The following is a 16,695-nucleotide window of genomic DNA, read 5'->3' as shown; positions in this document are numbered from 1 at the left end:
CGCCCCATGGGAGACGACTACCTCGCACGTATCGGCAAACTCATCCGTGACGCCCGTCAGCACCGGGGCTGGACACAGTCACAGCTGGCGGAGGCGCTCGGCACCAGTCAGAGCGCGGTGAACCGTATTGAACGCGGAAACCAGAACATCAGCCTTGAGATGATCGCCCGAATCGGTGAAGCGCTCGACAGCGAGATCGTCTCCCTCGGGTATGCGGGCCCGATGCACCTGCGGGTCGTCGGCGGGCGCCGGCTGTCCGGCGCCATCGACGTCAAGACGAGCAAGAACGCGTGCGTGGCGCTGCTCTGCGCCACACTGCTGAACTCCGGGCGGACCACCCTGCGCCGCGTCGCGCGGATCGAGGAGGTCTACCGCATCCTGGAGGTGCTGAACAGCATCGGGGTGCGCACCCGCTGGATCAACGACGGCAACGACCTGGAGATCGTGCCGCCGGCCGCGCTGGAGCTGGACTCCATGGACATGGAGGCCGCCCGGCGCACCCGCAGCGTCATCATGTTCCTCGGCCCCCTGATGCACCGCACCGACCGCTTCCGCATCCCGTACGCGGGCGGCTGCGACCTGGGCACCCGCACGGTGCAGCCGCACATGACGGCCCTGCGCCACTTCGGCCTGGAGGTCACCGCCACCAGCGGCATGTACCACGCCCGGGTCACCCCCGCGGTGACCCCCGGACGGCCCATCGTGCTGACCGAGCGCGGCGACACCGTGACCGAGAACGCGCTGCTGGCCGCCGCCCGGCACGACGGCGTCACCGTCATCCGCAACGCCAGCTCCAACTACATGGTCCAGGACCTGTGCTTCTACCTGGAGGAGCTGGGGGTCCGGGTCGACGGCATCGGCACCACCACGCTGACCGTGCACGGCGTCGCCCAGATCGACCGGGACGTGGACTACGCGCCGTCGGAGGACCCGGTGGAGGCGATGAGCCTGCTCGCCGCGGCCGTGGTCACCGAGTCCGAGCTCACGATCCGCCGCGTGCCGGTGGAGTTCCTGGAGATCGAGCTCGCCGTCCTGGAGGAGATGGGCCTGGACCACGAGCGCACGGCCGAGTACAAGGCCGACAACGGCCGCACCCGGCTGATCGACCTCACGGTGCGCCCGTCCAAGCTGCGCTCCCCCATCGACAAGATCCACCCGATGCCCTTCCCGGGCCTCAACATCGACAACGTGCCCTTCTTCGCGGCGATCGCCGCGACCGCGCAGGGCTCGACCCTCATCCACGACTGGGTCTACGACAACCGCGCCATCTACCTCACCGAGCTGACCCGCCTCGGTGCCAACGTCAAGCTCCTGGACCCGCACCGCGTCCTGGTCGAGGGCCCCACCCGCTGGCGCACCGCCGAGATGATGTGCCCGCCCGCGCTCCGGCCCGCCGTGGTCACCCTGCTGGCCATGCTCGCCGCCGAGGGCACCTCGGTCCTGCGGAACGTGTACGTCATCAACCGCGGCTACGAGGAACTGGCGGAGCGACTGAACTCGATCGGCGCGCAGATCGAGACGTTCCGCGACATCTGATCCCGCGGAGACGCGGCCCCCTCCTGGACGACCCGGAACCCCTTGGCCCTCACCGAACCCGCCGTGATAATCATGCTGCGGTCACCGGATCATGGCCCGGGGGGAAAGGGCCAGGCCAGGAGGGGGTCTTCATGACGGCGATTCGACAGGTACGACAGGTCGGTCAACCGAGCGGCAGCACGCCGACGGCGGGGATGCGGGAGCGCGCATCGGCGTTCTCACCGAGACGGTGGGCGCCGCGCCCGCCGGCACGGCTGGACCCGGCGTGCGGGAACCCGGACCGCGCGCGACTGCTCGCGTCCGCCACCGCGGGCGACTGGCCCGCGATGCGGGCGCAGCTGTCCGCGGTCACGGACGACTGGGAGCGCAGCTGGCTCATCGCCGCGGCAACCGACGTCGCCGGGTACGAGCAGTGGATGCCCGGGGTCGTCGAGGCCGAGGCGGACTCGGGACTCGCCCTGCTGGTGGCGGGCGCCCGCGGCGTGAGCTGGGCGTGGGAGGCCCGCACGGGGGCGCGTGCCTCGCATGTCTCCCGCGAGCAGTTCCAGATCTTCCACGAGCGCCTGGAGGCCGCGGAGGAGCTGCTGTACCGGGCGGCCGAGCTCGAGCCCGGGTGGGCCTCGCCCTGGTACTTCCTGCAGATGTGCGGGCGCGGCCTGCAGATCGGCCCGGACCTCGCGCGACTGCGCTTCGAGGCCTCCGTGCGCCGCGTGCCCGGCCATCTGGGGGCGCACCAGCAGCAGTTGCAGCAGGTGTGCGCCAAGTGGAGCGGCTCGCACGAGGAGATGCACGCCTTCGCCCGCGAGTCCATGGAGAACGGGCCGGAGGGCGGGCCCCTGGGCGTGCTCGTGGCCGTCGCGCACCTGGAGCACTGGCTGCACCTGGACCAGGGCGCCGACAGCGCCTACATCATGCAGGCCCGCGTGGGCCGCGAGCTCCACGAGGCGGCCGACCGGTCGATCCGCCATCCCGGCTTCGCCGGCCGGATCGAGGCCGTCGAGTGCTACAACGTCTTCGCCATGGCCTTCGCCCTCGCCGGGGAGAAGCGAGCGTCCGCCGCGGCCTTCGCCGCGACCCGCGGCCTCGTCACCCGCTCCCCGTGGCAGTACATCAACGGGGACGACCCGCGGGTGCCCTACCGCGCCCTGCGCTCCGGCGCCGGCCGCCACTAGTCCCCGCCGCCGCACTCCGCACACCGCGCCGTGCCGGGCGGCACATGCTCGCCGGCACGCCGATCGAGAAGGCCATCCACGTGTCCCACTCCCCGTCCCCGACAGCCCACACGTTCCAGGTCGACCTGCGCGGCCTGGTCGACCTGCTGTCCCACCACCTCTACTCCAGCCCGCGTGTCTACCTCCGCGAGCTGCTGCAGAACGCCGTCGACGCGATCACCGCGCGGCAGGCGCTCCAGCCGGGCGCCCCGGCCCGGATCACCGTGACGACCGGCGACTCGCTGACCGTCACCGACACCGGTGTCGGCCTGAGCGAGGCCGACGTCCACACCTTCCTCGCCACCATCGGGCGCAGCTCCAAGCGCGCCGCCGCCGGGGAACTCGAAGCCGCCCGTGGCGACTTCATCGGGCAGTTCGGCATCGGCCTGCTCGCCTGCTTCGTCGTCGCCGACGAGATCACCGTCCTCAGCCGTCACGCCGCCGTCCCCGGCGCACCCGCCGTGGAGTGGCGCGGCCGCTCCGACGGCAGCTACACCATCCGCACGCTGCCGGCCGACGCGATGCCCGAGCCGGGCACCCGCGTGACGCTGACACCGCGCGCGGACGGCGGCGAGTGGACGCAGCCGGACCGGGTGACCTCGCTCGCCCGGCACTACGGCAGCCTGCTCCGGCACGAGGTCGTCGTGGTCGACCCGCGCGGCGGGACCACCCGGATCAACGACACCCCGCCCTGGGAGCGCCGCCACGGCTCGCCGCTGGCCCGCCGTGAGGCACTGGCCGAGCACTGCCGCACCACCTTCGGGTTCACGCCGCTGGACACCATCGACCTCGACCTGCCCGTCGCCGGGCTGCGCGGCGTGGCGTACGTCCTGCCCACGGCCGTCAACCCGTCGGAGCGCGCCGGGCACCGGGTGCACCTGAAGGGCATGCTCCTGTCGGACCAGGCGTCCGAACTCCTCCCGGAGTGGGCCTTCTTCGTCCGCTGCGTCGTGGACGTCAGCAGCCTGCGTCCGACGGCCTCGCGCGAAGCGCTGTACGAGGACGAGACGCTGGCCGCCGTCCGCGACGCCCTGGGCGCGCGCATCCGCGACTGGCTGACCGAACTCGCCGCCAGCGACCCGGCGCTGCTGCAGCGCTTCATCGACAGCCACCACCTCGCGGTCAAGGCGCTCGCCCGCTACGACGACGACCTGCTGCGGATGCTCCTGCCCTGGCTGCCGTTCGAGACGACGGACGGCAACGTCACCCTCGAGGAGTTCGCGCGCACCCACCCGACGGTGCTGGTCACCCGCAGCGTCGACGAGTTCCGGCAGGTCGCGCCCATCGCGGCGGCGGCCGGTCTCGGCGTGGTCAACGGCGGCTACACCTACGACCGGGACCTGGTGCACCGGCTGCCGGAGATCCGTCCCGGCACCACCGTCACCGACCTGGACCCCGCGACGGTGACCGCCCATCTCGACCCCGTCGACTCCGCGGCCGAACTCGCCGCCGCCGCCTTCCTCGCGGTCGCCCGCGAGGTCGTCGGGACGTACGACTGCGACGTGGTGCTGCGGGCCTTCCAGCCCGTCACCGCGCCCGCCCTGCTGCTGGACAACCGCGAGGCCCGCCACGAACGCACCCGGGCCGGTCTCGCCGAGGGCACCGACGGCCTGTGGGCGGACATCCTGGGCTCGCTCAGGACCGAGGCGCCGCGGGCCCAGCTCGTGCTCAACCACCTGAACCCGCTGGTGCGCCGGGCCGCCACCGTCATCGAGCGCGGGCTGGCCGTCACCACCGCCGAAGCGCTGTACGGGCAGGCGCTGCTGCTCACCCGCCGCCCGCTGAAGGCCTCCGAGAGCGCCCTGCTCAACCGGGCCTTCATCGGCCTGCTCACCCACGCCATGCACGACCAGGACACCCCCGCGCCCGGGCCGGACGCCAAGGAGCAGTGATGCTGGAAACCCCCGAGGCCGTTTTCGAGGCCCTGCGCGAGAACAACGAGCGGCCCTACGGACTGCCCCGCACCGTGACGGCCGAGGAACTGGTCGAGGCCGCCGAGCAGTTCGACGAGAAGGACGCCCTCGTCACGGCGCTGCTGGAGCTGATGTCGGCGTACGAGTACGCCGCCGAGCACCGCAAGTCGCCGGTCGTCTTCGCCCGCGTGCTGAAGCTGTGGGACGAGGTGCCCGGCTCCTTCAGCGAGTGGGAGGCCCGCCAGGTCCTGTGGCGCCACAAGTGGGTGGCGACCTCCCTGCTCCAGGTGCCCGAGGTACCGCTGTCCGCGATCCACGGCTGGATCGACCAGATGCGCGAGCGGTACCGCGACGCGGAGCACGGGCAGCAGCCCGTCGCCGCCATGCGCCACCGGGTCGCCGCCCACACCGGCGTGGACCGCGAGCACGTCTTCGACCTGTGGGCCACCCGGCCGCGCGAGGCACTGAGCGACTGCGAGGCGTGCGAGACCCGGCACCGGGCCGTGCACCACCTCGTCTCGGGCGACGACGGCCGGGCCCTGGAGGTCTGGCAGCCGGTGCTCGATGGCGGCCAGAGCTGCCAGGAGGAGCCCTGGGTCAGCCAGGCCCACGCCCTGCTGCCCCTGCTGCGCCTCGGGCGCACCGACGAGGCCCGCTCGTACCACCTGTCGGGCTACCGGCGGGCCCGGGGCCGGATCGGCATGGCGGAGGAGGTCGGACTGCACCTGGAGTTCTGCGCCCTGTCCGGCAACGAGGGACGTGCCCTGGAGATCCTGGCGGAGAACCGTCCGCTCTTCGAGACCACCGGGGCGCCCCTGTCGCTGCTCGGCTTCCTGACCGGGGTGCAGGTCCTGCTGCGGCGGCTGACCGAGGACGGCCACGTCGACGTCCCCGTGTCCGGCCCGCTCGGCCGCAGTTGGACGGCGCGGACGCTGCTCGCCCATGTCGAGCGCGAGGCGGACGAGCTGACCGCGGCCTTCGACGAACGCAACGGCACCACGACGGTGGGCGACGGGCGGCGGGCCCGGCTCGCCGCGCGGCCGCTGCTCGCCGAGCCGCTGGAACTGGGCCTGCGCACGGCCGCGGTGCCCTCCGCGTCGGGCGGATCCGCCACCCCGCTCCGGCCGGCGGCCGCGCCCGCGGAGGAGATCCCGGAGGACTTCGCGGAACTGGTCGAGCGGGCCCGCGCGTACGCCGCGCAGGCGCGCCCCGGCGACGAGCGGCTCTGGCGGCGGATCGCCGAGCGGGTCGAGGACGAGGGTCACGCGCACGACCCGCGGCTCGGCCCGGAGGAAGTGCTGCGCGCCGAGCTGGCGGAGCAGCGCGCGTTCACGGCCTCGGACCTGGCCGACGGGCCGGACCGGCCGGCCATCCGGGAGGCGCTGACCGAGGCGATCGAGCTGTTCGGCCGCGCGGGCGCCGAGTGGCGGGCCCTGGCGGCCCGCGCGCGACGCGCCTCGGTCGGGGTCACGCCCGGCGAGGAGAGCGCCGAGGGCTGGGTGGAACTGGACGCCGTCCTCGCGCGGGCTCGCGAACTGCCGCAGGACGGGTCGGAGGACGACCGGCGGTCCTACTGCGTCGTGCTCCAGTGCCGGGCCTTCCTGGCGTACACCGAGGCCGCCGAGGCACTGCCGGACGTGCCGGCGGAGGTCGAGTCGCGCTTCCGGGCCGCCGCACAGGAGGCCATCGAGGAGGCGGAACGGCTCGGGGTGGCGCAGCGCGCCATCAACGTCCGGCTGTACCGGGGCGATCTCGCGGCGCGGTCCGGCGACTTCGAGGGCGCGGAGCGGGAGTTGCGCGCCGCGCTGGAGGCCATCGACAGCGCCGGTGCGCCCTGGCGCGCGCAGCGCCCGCACGGGCGGCTGGGCCAGATCCTGATGCAGCAGCACCGCCCCGACGAGGCCGTGGAGCACCTGCGCATGGCGCTCGCGGCGGCGGCCGCGCACGGCGACACCTCGTTCCCGGTGGCGCGCACCCACGCGATGCTCGGTCACGCCCTCTCGCACGCCGGTGACCTGGCGGGCGCCGTACGCCATCTGTCCGAGGGCGCCTCCCGGCTGGACCGGGAGGACGACGCCGCCGGTGCCGTCGAGGTGCGTCTGGAACTGGCCGACGTCCTCGCCCGTGCCGACCGGCAGGCGGACGCGGTGGCCGTACTGGAGTCCCTGGTCACCGACGACGTCCCGGCCGGCACGGACGAGCGGGTGCTCGCCCAGGCCCGGCTGAGCCTGGCCCGGGGGCTGCGGGAACTGGAGGAACACCGGTCCGCCGCCGAGCAGTTCCTGCTCCTGGCCGACATGGTCGCCCCGTGGGAGGAGCAGTTCACGCACACCCTCGCCGCCTCGGAGGCCGCGGTCGCGCTGCTGGAGGCGGGCCGTCCCGACGCGGCCCGGTCCGCGTACGACCGGGCCGTCGCCTCGCACGGCAAGGCCCCCAACCTGCCCATGGTCGCGGAGATGATGCGGCAGTTCGCGGCGCACACCATGGCGTCCGAGGGCCCCGAGGGCATCGACACGGCGCTCGGCCATCTCCGCGAGGCCGAGGAACTGCTCGCGGCCGTGGACGAGGGCACCGAGGACATCGCGCTGTGGTACGAGAACGGCGCCACCCGTTACCAGCGGGGCCGCGCCCTCGCCTCGGCCGAGCGCTTCCCGGAGGCCCTCGCCGAGATGGAGCGGGCCATCTCCGCCCACGAGGCGGGCGGGCCGGCCGGCGAGTTGCCGCGCGCCGAGGCGGTCCGGGTCGCGGCCCTCATCGAGGCCAACGGCCTGGAGTCGCCCGCCGCGGCCCGTGCCCGGCTCGGCGCCGCCATCGCCCGCTGCCAGGCCGCCGGTCTCGACCACGCGGCGCAGATCCTGACCAGGCTCCGCGAGGAACTGGCCGCGCCGAGGCGCTGACGCCGCACTCCCCTCGATGCCCCGCCGGTCCCCCGTTCGGCCGACCGGCGGGGCATCGGCGCGTCCGGGACCGGGGAGGAGGGGAGGGCGGGCCGAAGAGACGCCCGCGCGGAATCCGGTCGGCGGCGGGTGTCGATCCGGGCCGGGCACGTTCGTACAGAAGGTGAGACGCCGGTACCGAGGCCGGCGGCCGACGACAGGAAAGACCGCCATGAAGCAGTACCTGCTCAGCGTGTACCAGCCGGAGGGCACCCCTCCCCCGCCGGAGGTCCTGGAAGGGATCATGCGGGACGTCGACGCCGTGGACGCGCGGATGCGGGCCGCCGGCGCCTGGGTCTTCTCCGGAGGACTGAACGCGCCCGGCACGGCGACCGTCGTGCGGCTGGCGGAGGGCGAGATGCTGACCACCGACGGGCCCTTCCTGGAGGGCAAGGAGTACCTCGGCGGGTTCACCATCGTCAACGCGCCCGATCTGGACGCCGCGCTGGCCTGGGGCCGCGAACTCGCGCGCGCGACCACGCTGCCCATCGAGGTGCGGCCGTTCGCCGGCGGACCGGACGGGGCGGGGGACTGACGAGCGGCACGCCGGCCCCCGCCGCCGAGATCGAGCGCGTCTTCCGCGCGGAGTACGGGCGTGCGGTGGCCGTCCTGGTCCGCCGCTTCGGCGACATCGACATCGCCGAAGAGGCGGTCCAGGACGCCTTCGCGACGGCCCTGCTGCGCTGGCCCTCCACGGGCGTGCCGCCGAGTCCGGCGGGGTGGATCATCACCACCGCGCGCAACCGGGCCATCGACCGGCTGCGCCGCGAGGCCACCCGTGGGGACCGGCATGCCGAGGCCGCGCTGCTGCACGACCGCGACGAACCGGCCGAGGAGGGCCCCGTGCGCGACGACCGGCTCCGCCTGATCTTCACCTGCTGCCACCCCGCCCTCGCCCCCGCCGCGCAGGTCGCCCTGACACTGCGGCTGCTCGGCGGACTCACCACCGCCGAGATCGCCCGCGCCTTCCTGGTCCCCGAGCCCACCATGGCGCAGCGCCTGGTCCGGGCCAAGGCCAAGATCCGCGACGCGCGCATCCCGTACCGCGTCCCGGCCGAGGCGGACCTCCCCGACCGGCTCCGGCCGGTGCTCGCGGTGGTCTACCTGATCTTCAACGAGGGCTACCGGGCGAGCTCCGGCGACGACCTGACCCGCGGGGACCTGTGCGCCGAGGCGGTCCGGCTGGGGCGGCTGCTCGCCGCGCTCATGCCCGACGAGCCCGAAGTGCTGGGGCTGCTCGCGTTGATGCTGCTCACCGAGGCGCGCCGGCCCGCCCGTACCGCCGCGGACGGGGGCCTGGTCCCGCTCGACGAGCAGGACCGCGGCCGCTGGGACCGCGAGCTGGTCGCCGAGGGGCAGGCCCTCGTCCGCCGCTGCCTGCGCCGCGACCGGCCGGGCCCGTACCAGATCCAGGCCGCGATCAACGCCGTGCACAGTGACGCGCCGACGGCCGCGGCGACCGACTGGGTACAGGTCCTGGCCCTGTACGACCAGCTCGTGGCCATCGCCCCCGGCCCGGTCGTCGCCCTCAACCGCGCCGTCGCCGTCGCCGAACTGGACGGCCCCGCGGCGGCGCTCGCCCTCGTCGACGGCCTGGCGCTCGACGGCTACTCCGTCCTGCACGCCGTCCGCGCGGACCTGCTCCGCCGCCTCGGCCGCCACGCCGAGGCCGCGCGGGCGTACGAGGCGGCGATCGCGCGCACCGGCAACGCCGCCGAGCAGGACTTCCTGCGGCGCAGGCTCGCTGAGCTCGACGCGCAGTAGGGGCCGTGGACGGCCCTCAACCCGCGCGGGGCGAGGACCGGGGAGCGGCCGCACGGCTCCCCGCGTTCTCGCACGGCCTCCCTCGCCACCGCGATGACGTTGCCGGCGCTGGACGGCGCGTTCCCCGACGGACTCGGGGCGGACGGCTGCCGGAGGGCACGGGGCGACCTGGTGCCCAGCCTGAGTGCCCTGGCTCCCGCTGGTCGCGGCAGCTCTGACGGTGCGGCCGGCCCTGATGGCGGCGGCGGGCGGCGGACGTGGCTCGGCACCCCGCCACCGCCACAGGCCGCGGTGGCCCGCGTCGACCGGGCGCGCCAGAGTCCCCTCAGCGGCCCGGGCCGGCTCCAGGGCCCCTACGGAAGCACCGCGAGGCCGTCGAGCTCGACCATGGCCTCCTCGTCCCACAACCGGGTGATGCCGATGACGGCCATGGCGGGGTAGTCGCGGCCGGCCAGGGACCGCCAGAGGCGGCCCAGTTCGGGGGCGTGCGCGCGGTAGGCGGCGACGTCGGTGGTGTGGACGGTGAGGCGGGCGAGGTCGGCGGGGGTGCCGCCGGCGGCGCGCAGGGCGGTGAGCAGATTGGTCAGGGCCAGCTCGAACTGGTCAGGGAGGGTGTCCCCGACGATCTTCCCGGAGGTGTCGAGCGCGGTCTGGCCCGCGAGGAGCACCAGGGTGCGGCCGGTGGCGGTGACGGCGTGGCTGAAGCCGGTGGGCGGGGAGAGTTCCGGCGGGTTGACGCGGTGCAGGGTCATGCGAAGAGCTCCTTGGCGATGATCGACCGCTGGACTTCGGTGGCGCCTTCGTAGATACGCGGTGCGCGGACCTCGCGGTAGAGGTGTTCGAGCAGATGGCCGCGCTCCAGCGCGCGGGCGCCGTGGATCTGGACGGCGGTGTCCACGGCGAACTGGGCGGTCTCGGTGGCGAAGAGCTTGGCCATGGCGGAGCTGCGCGCCGTGCCGGGCGAGCCCGCGTCGTACGCCTCGGCGGCCGCGTAGACCAGCAGGCGGGCGGCCTCGGTGCGGGTGGCCATCTCGGCGAGGCTGTGGCCGACGGACTGGAGGTCCTTCAGGCGGGCGCCGAAGGCGGTGCGGGAGGCGGCGTGCGCGGTGGCCGCGTCCAGCGCGGCCTGGGCCATGCCCACGGCGAAGGCCCCGACGCTCGGCCGGAAGCGGTTGAGGGTGGTCATGGCGACGCGGAAGCCGCGGTCCACCTCGCCGATCACGTCCCCCTCGCCGACCGGGACGGCGTCGAAGGTCAGCCGGCCGATGGGGTGCGGGGAGAGCATGTCGAGCCGCTGCCCGCCGAGTCCGGGCCGGTCGGCGGGGACGGCGAAGGCGGTGACGCCGCGGGCGCCGGCCCCGGGGGTCGTCCGGGCGAAGACGGTGCAGAGGTCTGCGTCGGGAGCGTTGGAGATCCAGCACTTCTCCCCGGTGAGCCGCCAGCCGCCCGACGGGTCGCGTTCGGCGGCGAGTTCCAGGGCGGCGGCGTCCGATCCGGCGCCGGGTTCGGTGAGGGCGAACGCGGCGACCGCCTCGCCGGAGACGACGCGCGGGATCCAGCGGGCGGCCAGTTCCGGGGACCCCAGCAGGGCGTGCGCGCCCAGGCCCTGCAACGCGAGGGCGGTCTCGGCCTCTGTGCACTCGCGGGCCAGTGACTCCCGCAGCAGGCACAGGTCCAGTGCGGTACCGGAGAAGAGGCGGTCGAGCAGGCCGAGTTCGCCGAGCGCGGCGAGCAGCGGCCGGTTGACGCGGCCCGGTTCACCCGCCTCCGCGAGCGGACGCAGCCGTTCCGCGGCCCATTCGCGCACCTGCGCACACCACTTGAGTTGTTCCGGGTCGAGCGCGAACGATGCCATCGGGCACCTCCCGTATCGCGTACCGTTGACTGCCGTCACAAACACGTTACGCTGAATCCGTCCGCAACCAGGTGCCAACGAGGGGCGAACCCGCCATGGACCTGCTGCCATCCGCACACGTGGACACTTTCCCGCGGGAGCACCTCCCGCCGCGTGACCAGTGGCCCGTCCTGTCCTGCGACCTGCCCGAGTTGGCCTGTCCCGACCGGCTCAACTGCGGCGCCGAACTGCTCGCCGGGGGCTCCCCCGACGCGCCCTGCCTGCGCATGCCGGACGGCGAGGTCTGGTCGTACGACGACCTGCGCGCCGCCGCCGACCGCATCGCGCACGTGCTCGTCGACGACCTCGGCGTGGTGCCCGGCAACCGCGTGCTGCTGCGCGGGCCGACCACGCCGTGGCTGGTGGCGTGCTGGTTCGCGGTGATGAAGGCGGGGGCCGTCGCGGTCACGGTGCTGGCGGCGCACCGCGCCCAGGAGCTGGCGACGATATGCCGCCTCGCCGCCGTGGGGCACGCGCTGTGCGACATCCGGTCGGTGGACGACCTGGCCAAGGCCGAGGCGCCGGGACTGCGGATCGCGACGTACGGCGGGGAGGCGTCCGACGACCTGCTGCGCCTGGCCTCGGCCAAGCCGGACCGCTTCGAGGCCGTGCCCACCTCCGCGGACGACGTCGCGCTCATCGCGTTCACCTCGGGGACGACGGGCCGCCCCAAGGGCTGCATGCACTTCCACCGCGACGTGCTCGCCATCGCCGACACCTTCTCCGCCCACGTCCTGCGACCGCGCGCCGACGACGTGTTCGCGGGCAGCCCGCCGCTCGGCTTCACCTTCGGGCTCGGCGGGCTCGTCGTCTTCCCGCTGCGGGCGGGGGCGTCGACGCTGCTGCTGGAGCAGGCCGGACCGGAGCAACTCGCCCGGGCCGTCGGCACCCACCGGGTCAGCGTGCTCTTCACGGCGCCCACCGCGTACCGGTCGATGCTGCAACTCCCGGGCGAGCACGACCTGTCCTCGCTGCGGCGCTGCGTGTCCGCGGGCGAGAACCTGCCCGCCGCGACCTGGCAGGCCTGGTACGACGCGACCGGCCTGCGCATCATCAACGGCATCGGCGCCACCGAGATGCTGCACATCTTCATCTCCGCCGCCGACGAGGCGATCCGGCCCGGCACCACCGGGGTCGCCGTACCGGGCTACGAGGCACGCGTGGTCGACCCGCTGACGATCACTCCGCTGCCGGACGGCGAACCGGGGCTGCTCGCCGTGCGCGGCCCGACCGGCTGCCGCTACCTGGCGGACGAGCGGCAGCGCGACTACGTGCGCGAGGGCTGGAACCTGACCGGCGACACCTATGTGCGCGAGCCGGACGGCTGGTTCCGCTACGTGGCCCGCGCCGACGACATGATCATCTCGGCCGGGTACAACATCGCGGGCCCCGAGGTCGAGGAGGCCCTGCTGCGCCACCCCGACGTCCGCGAGGCGGCGGTGATCGGCGTGCCCGACGAGGCCCGCGGGCAGGTCGTACGGGCCTTCGTCGTCCTGCGTGACGGCCTGCCGCACGACGGGCGCACGGGAACGGCCGAGGCGCTGCGCGCCTTCGTCAAGGAGGAGATCGCCGGCTACAAGTGCCCGCGCGAGATCCGCTTCCTGGAGGCGCTCCCGCGCACGCCCACGGGGAAGCTGCAACGCTTCCGGCTGCGCGACCTACAGTGATCGCGTGACCGAGCACACTCCCAGTTCGCTGATCGTGACCTACTTCGGCGCCTACGGGCGGACCGGCGAGTGGGCCGGCCGCATCCCCGTCGCCGAACTGATCCGGCTCATGGGCGCACTGGACGTCGACCCGCAGTCGGTCCGCTCCGCGGTCTCCCGGCTCAAGCGGCGCGGCCTGCTCGCCCCGGACCGCGTCGACGGCGCAGCCGGGTACGCCCTGTCCGACGACGCGCGGCAGCTGCTCGCGGACGGCGACCGGCGCATCTACGGCCGCCCGGAGGGCGGGACCGACGGCGAGGAGTGGGTGCTCGCGCTCTTCTCCGTCCCCGAGAGCGAGCGCCACAAACGGCATCTGCTGCGCTCCCGGCTGGCCCGCCTCGGCTTCGGCACCGCCGCCCCCGGCGTGTGGATCGCCCCCGCCCGCCTGTACGACGAGGCCGGGCACACCCTGCGCCGCCTCGGCCTGGACACCTACGTGGACCTCTTCACGGGCAGCCACCTGGGCTTCGAGCCGACGGCCTCCGCGGTGCGCCGCTGGTGGGACCTGGACGGCATCGCCAAGCTCCACCTCGCCTTCCTCGACGCCCACGAGCCCGTCCTGCGCCGCTGGGCCGCCCGCCGTACCACCCCGTCCCAGGACGCCTTCGCCGACTACCTCCGGGCCCTCGACTCCTGGCGCCGGCTGCCCTACGCCGACCCCGGTCTGGCCCCCGCCCTGCTGCCGGGCGACTGGCCGGGCGGCAGGAGCGCCGAGGTCTTCCACGCCCTGCACGACCGGCTCCGCGACGCGGGCGAGGCATTCCTGCCGGTCCGCTGATCGCATGACGTGACCGGCGCCGCGGGTGATCGTCGACAGGACGCATGCCCCCGCCGGCAGGCGGGGCACAACCTGACCACATCGGAGCGGAACCATGACGATCGAGGAGGTACGCGACATGGCACTGCCCGCGACCGAACGCCGGGACTCCGGCGGCGACACCGTGCTGGCCGCCTTCCTCGACCTCACGGTGCCCGAGGGATACCGCGCCGAGCTCATCGAGGGGGAGATCGTCGAGACCCCGCCGCCCGACGGAGACCACGAGGACATCCTTGGACGTTTCGTCCGACAGATGATCCGCGAGTCCCCCGCCGAGTTCTACGCCTCCGGCGCCAAGGGGTTCATCACCCCTGTGGGCCGCTTCATCCCGGACCTGACCGTGGGGCCCGAGGGCCTGTTCGCCGGCAAGGACTCGTGGTTCGTCCCCGAGGGCGTCGTCATGACCGTCGATGTCACGTCGACCCGTCCGGACAAGGACCGTGGCCCCAAACGGCGCGGCTACGCGGCCGCCGGTATCCCGTTCCACCTGCTGGTGGACCGCACCGAGGGAACCGTCACCCTCTACGGCGAGCCGGTCGACGGGGACTACCGCGAGGACGTCCGCGTCCTGTTCGGCAAGGAACTCGACCTCCCCGAGCCGTTCGCGTTCTCCCTGGACACGTCCGTCTTCGCCTGACGCACGGCATCCCTCACCCGTCCAGCGTCAGGCGTGGCCTCGGCGCGTCCGTGCGTCCGGTGGGCGGCCGGCGGCTGCCCGCCTGGTACGGGAGCGGCCACGGCGCGCCGGACCCGGTGTAGCGCTGCTCGGCGGCGGCGTGCAGCGTCCAGTGCGGGTCGTACAGATGCGGGCGGGCCAGCGCGCACAGGTCGGCGCGGCCCGCGAGGAGCAGGGAGTTGACGTCGTCCCAGGAGGAGACGGCACCGACGGCGATGACGGGGATCCCGAGCTCGTTGCGGATGCGGTCGGCGTACGGGGTCTGGTAGGAGCGTCCGAAGTCGGGCCGCTCGTCGGGGACGACCTGGCCGGTGGAGACGTCGATGGCGTCGGCGCCGTGGTCGGCGAAGGCGCGGGCGATCTCGACGGCGTCCTCGGCGGTGGTGCCGCCCTCGGCCCAGTCGGTGGCGGAGATGCGCACCGTCATCGGCCGGTCCGCCGGCCAGACCTCGCGGACGGCGTCGAAGACCTCCAGCGGGAAGCGCAGCCGCCCGGCCAGGCCGCGGCCGTAGGCGTCGGTGCGGCGGTTGGTGAGCGGGGAGAGGAAGCCGGAGAGCAGATAGCCGTGGGCGCAGTGCAGTTCCAGCAGGTCGAAGCCGGCCCGGGCGGCGCGCCGGGCGGACTCGGTGAACTGCTCGCGGACGCCCGCGAGTCCGTCGGCGTCCAGGGCGTGCGGGATCTGGCTGGTGCCGGGCCGGTACGGCAGCGGAGACGGCGCGGCCAGCGACCAGTTGCCGTAAGGGAGCGGCTGGTCGATGCCCTCCCACATCAGGCGGGTGGATCCCTTGCGGCCGCTGTGGCCGAGCTGGAGGCCGATCGCGGCGCCGGGCTGGGTGTGCGCGAAGTCGGCGACGCGGCGCCAGGCCGCCTCCTGCTCGTCGTTCCACAGGCCCGCGCAGCCGGGCGTGATGCGGCCCTCGGGGCTGACGCAGACCATCTCGGTCATGACCAGACCCGCGCCGCCCAGCGCCCGGGCGCCCAGGTGGACGAGGTGGAAGTCACCGGGGACGCCGTCGGTGGCCGAGTACATGTCCATCGGGGAGACGACGACGCGGTTGCGCAGGGTCAGCCCGCGCAGGGTGAACGGCGTGAACATCGGCGGGGTGTCCGGGTCGGTGCCGAAGTCCCGCTCCACGGCGGCGGCGAAGTCCGCGTCGCGCAGCCGCAGGTTGTCGTGGGTGACGCGGCGGCTGCGGGTGAGCAGGTTGAACGCGAACTGCCGCGGCGGCTGCGCCGCGTACTGCTCCAGGTGCTCGAACCACTCCAGGCTCGCCCGCGCCGCCCGCTGGGTGCTGGCGACGACGGGCTTGCGCTCGGCCTCGTAGGCGGTCAGTGCCCCCGGGAGGTCCGGCTGCTCGCGCAGGGACGCGGCGAGCGCCAGGGCGTCCTCCATGGCCAGCTTGGTGCCGGAGCCGATGGAGAAGTGCGCGGTGTGCGCGGCGTCGCCGAGCAGCACGATGTTCTCGTGCCGCCAGCGCTCGTTGACGACCGTGGTGAAGGCGCCCCAGCGGGAACGGTTGCCGCGCAGGGAATGGCCGCCGAGCGCGTCCGCGAAGATCTTCTCGCAGCGGGCGATGGACTCCGTCCCGTCCGCGCGGTCCAGGCCCGAGCGCCGCCAGACATCCTCGTGCATCTCGACGATGAAGGTCGCGGCGCCCGGCCGGTACGGGTAGCCGTGGGCCTGCATGATCCCGTGCTCGGTCTCCACGATCTCGAAGCGGAAGGCGTCCAGCGCGAGGTCGGTGGCGAGCCAGATGTAGCGGCAGCCGTGGCCGGTCAGGGTGGGGCGGAAGGACGTGGCGTGGGCGCCACGGGTGGCGCTGTTGGCGCCGTCCGCGGCGACGACGAGATCGTGGGTGCCGGCCAGTTCCGCGGCGGCGGGGGCGAGTTCGCGGTTGCGGACGGTCACACCGAGGGCGCGGCAGCGGTCGTGCAGGATCGTGAGCAGCCGGCGCCGGTCCACGGCCGCGAAGCCGTGGCCGCCGGAGGTCACGACCCGTCCGCGGTGGTGGACGTCGATGTTGTCCCAGCGGGTGAACTCGCCCTCCAGGGCGCGGAAGACGACCGGGTCGGCGTGCTCGATGCCGCCGAGCGTCTCGTCGGACAGCACGACACCGAAGCCGAAGGTGTCCTGCGGCGCGCCGCGTTCCCAGACGGTGATGTCCCGCTCGGGGTCGAGGCGCTTGAGCAGCGCTGCCGCGTACAGCCCGCCGGGGCCGCCGCCGATGATGGCCACTCGCAC

The 16,695-nt window shown here is 74.1% G+C and carries 12 protein-coding genes; 9 read left to right on the top strand and 3 right to left on the bottom strand.

Going from position 1 to position 16,695, the window contains the following annotated elements; genetic code table 11:
* The first annotated feature begins 6 nt into the window (after positions 1-6).
* The 6 genes from ACFYXS_RS10970 (at position 7) to ACFYXS_RS10945 (ending at position 9,360) form a co-directional block, all read left to right on the top strand.
* Positions 7-1,536: a helix-turn-helix domain-containing protein gene (locus tag ACFYXS_RS10970; protein ID WP_389246248.1), complete on the top strand. Its 1,530-nt coding sequence runs from the start codon at positions 7-9 to the stop codon at positions 1,534-1,536.
* 131 nt (positions 1,537-1,667) lie between these two features.
* A complete protein-coding gene (locus ACFYXS_RS10965; protein WP_389246246.1) occupies positions 1,668-2,708 on the top strand; it encodes a hypothetical protein in 1,041 nt (346 codons plus the stop codon).
* A 44-nt stretch (positions 2,709-2,752) separates the two neighbouring features.
* Complete coding sequence (locus ACFYXS_RS10960; protein WP_389246244.1) at positions 2,753-4,639, top strand: HSP90 family protein; 1,887 nt, start codon at positions 2,753-2,755, stop codon at positions 4,637-4,639.
* A complete protein-coding gene (locus ACFYXS_RS10955) occupies positions 4,639-7,557 on the top strand; it encodes a tetratricopeptide repeat protein (protein ID WP_389246242.1) in 2,919 nt (972 codons plus the stop codon). The genes ACFYXS_RS10960 and ACFYXS_RS10955 overlap by 1 nt, the downstream gene beginning before the upstream one ends.
* A 211-nt stretch (positions 7,558-7,768) precedes the next feature.
* Positions 7,769-8,131, top strand: coding sequence for a YciI family protein (locus tag ACFYXS_RS10950; protein WP_389246240.1), 363 nt, complete (start codon positions 7,769-7,771; stop codon positions 8,129-8,131).
* 65 nt (positions 8,132-8,196) lie between these two features.
* A complete protein-coding gene (locus tag ACFYXS_RS10945; protein ID WP_389246238.1) occupies positions 8,197-9,360 on the top strand; it encodes an RNA polymerase sigma factor in 1,164 nt (387 codons plus the stop codon).
* A gap of 353 nt (positions 9,361-9,713) precedes the next feature.
* Here the strand turns inward: ACFYXS_RS10945 and ACFYXS_RS10940 are convergent, their stop codons facing one another.
* Both ACFYXS_RS10940 and ACFYXS_RS10935 read right to left on the bottom strand, forming a co-directional pair.
* On the bottom strand, positions 9,714-10,112 hold the full coding sequence (locus tag ACFYXS_RS10940; protein ID WP_389246235.1) for a RidA family protein: 399 nt from the start codon (positions 10,110-10,112) through the stop codon (positions 9,714-9,716).
* Positions 10,109-11,215, bottom strand: coding sequence for an acyl-CoA dehydrogenase family protein (locus ACFYXS_RS10935; protein WP_389246233.1), 1,107 nt, complete (start codon positions 11,213-11,215; stop codon positions 10,109-10,111). Before ACFYXS_RS10935 ends, ACFYXS_RS10940 begins: the two co-directional genes overlap by 4 nt.
* A gap of 95 nt (positions 11,216-11,310) precedes the next feature.
* On the opposite strand from ACFYXS_RS10935, the gene ACFYXS_RS10930 reads away from it, so the two are divergent.
* The 3 genes from ACFYXS_RS10930 (at position 11,311) to ACFYXS_RS10920 (ending at position 14,414) form a co-directional block, all read left to right on the top strand.
* Entirely contained in the window at positions 11,311-12,921 is a 1,611-nt protein-coding gene (locus ACFYXS_RS10930; protein ID WP_389246231.1) for an AMP-binding protein, read from the top strand.
* 4 nt (positions 12,922-12,925) lie between these two features.
* Positions 12,926-13,738 (top strand): PaaX family transcriptional regulator C-terminal domain-containing protein, encoded by an 813-nt coding sequence (locus ACFYXS_RS10925; protein ID WP_389246228.1) that lies wholly within the window; start codon positions 12,926-12,928, stop codon positions 13,736-13,738.
* Between the two features lie 94 nt (positions 13,739-13,832).
* Entirely contained in the window at positions 13,833-14,414 is a 582-nt protein-coding gene (locus ACFYXS_RS10920) for a Uma2 family endonuclease (RefSeq protein ID WP_389246226.1), read from the top strand.
* Positions 14,415-14,427: 13 nt separating this feature from the next.
* Here the strand turns inward: ACFYXS_RS10920 and ACFYXS_RS10915 are convergent, their stop codons facing one another.
* On the bottom strand, positions 14,428-16,695 hold the full coding sequence (locus ACFYXS_RS10915; protein WP_389246223.1) for a bifunctional salicylyl-CoA 5-hydroxylase/oxidoreductase: 2,268 nt from the start codon (positions 16,693-16,695) through the stop codon (positions 14,428-14,430).

Origin of the sequence: Streptomyces sp. NPDC002574 (assembly GCF_042889545.1) — a bacterium.
Taxonomy (GTDB): Bacteria; Actinomycetota; Actinomycetes; order Streptomycetales; family Streptomycetaceae; genus Actinacidiphila.
This window is presented reverse-complemented; position numbering and strand designations above follow the sequence as displayed.

Bases quoted from the DNA above. Each gene is read 5' to 3' on its own strand.
- ACFYXS_RS10970 (WP_389246248.1), top strand. From the start codon at position 7: ATGGGAGACGACTACCTCGCACGTATCGGCAAACTCATCCGTGACGCC.
- ACFYXS_RS10965 (WP_389246246.1), top strand. From the start codon at position 1,668: ATGACGGCGATTCGACAGGTACGACAGGTCGGTCAACCGAGCGGCAGC.
- ACFYXS_RS10960 (WP_389246244.1), top strand. From the start codon at position 2,753: ATGCTCGCCGGCACGCCGATCGAGAAGGCCATCCACGTGTCCCACTCC.
- ACFYXS_RS10955 (WP_389246242.1), top strand. From the start codon at position 4,639: ATGCTGGAAACCCCCGAGGCCGTTTTCGAGGCCCTGCGCGAGAACAAC.
- ACFYXS_RS10950 (WP_389246240.1), top strand. From the start codon at position 7,769: ATGAAGCAGTACCTGCTCAGCGTGTACCAGCCGGAGGGCACCCCTCCC.
- ACFYXS_RS10940 (WP_389246235.1), bottom strand. From the start codon at position 10,112: ATGACCCTGCACCGCGTCAACCCGCCGGAACTCTCCCCGCCCACCGGC.
- ACFYXS_RS10935 (WP_389246233.1), bottom strand. From the start codon at position 11,215: ATGGCATCGTTCGCGCTCGACCCGGAACAACTCAAGTGGTGTGCGCAG.
- ACFYXS_RS10930 (WP_389246231.1), top strand. From the start codon at position 11,311: ATGGACCTGCTGCCATCCGCACACGTGGACACTTTCCCGCGGGAGCAC.
- ACFYXS_RS10920 (WP_389246226.1), top strand. From the start codon at position 13,833: ATGACGATCGAGGAGGTACGCGACATGGCACTGCCCGCGACCGAACGC.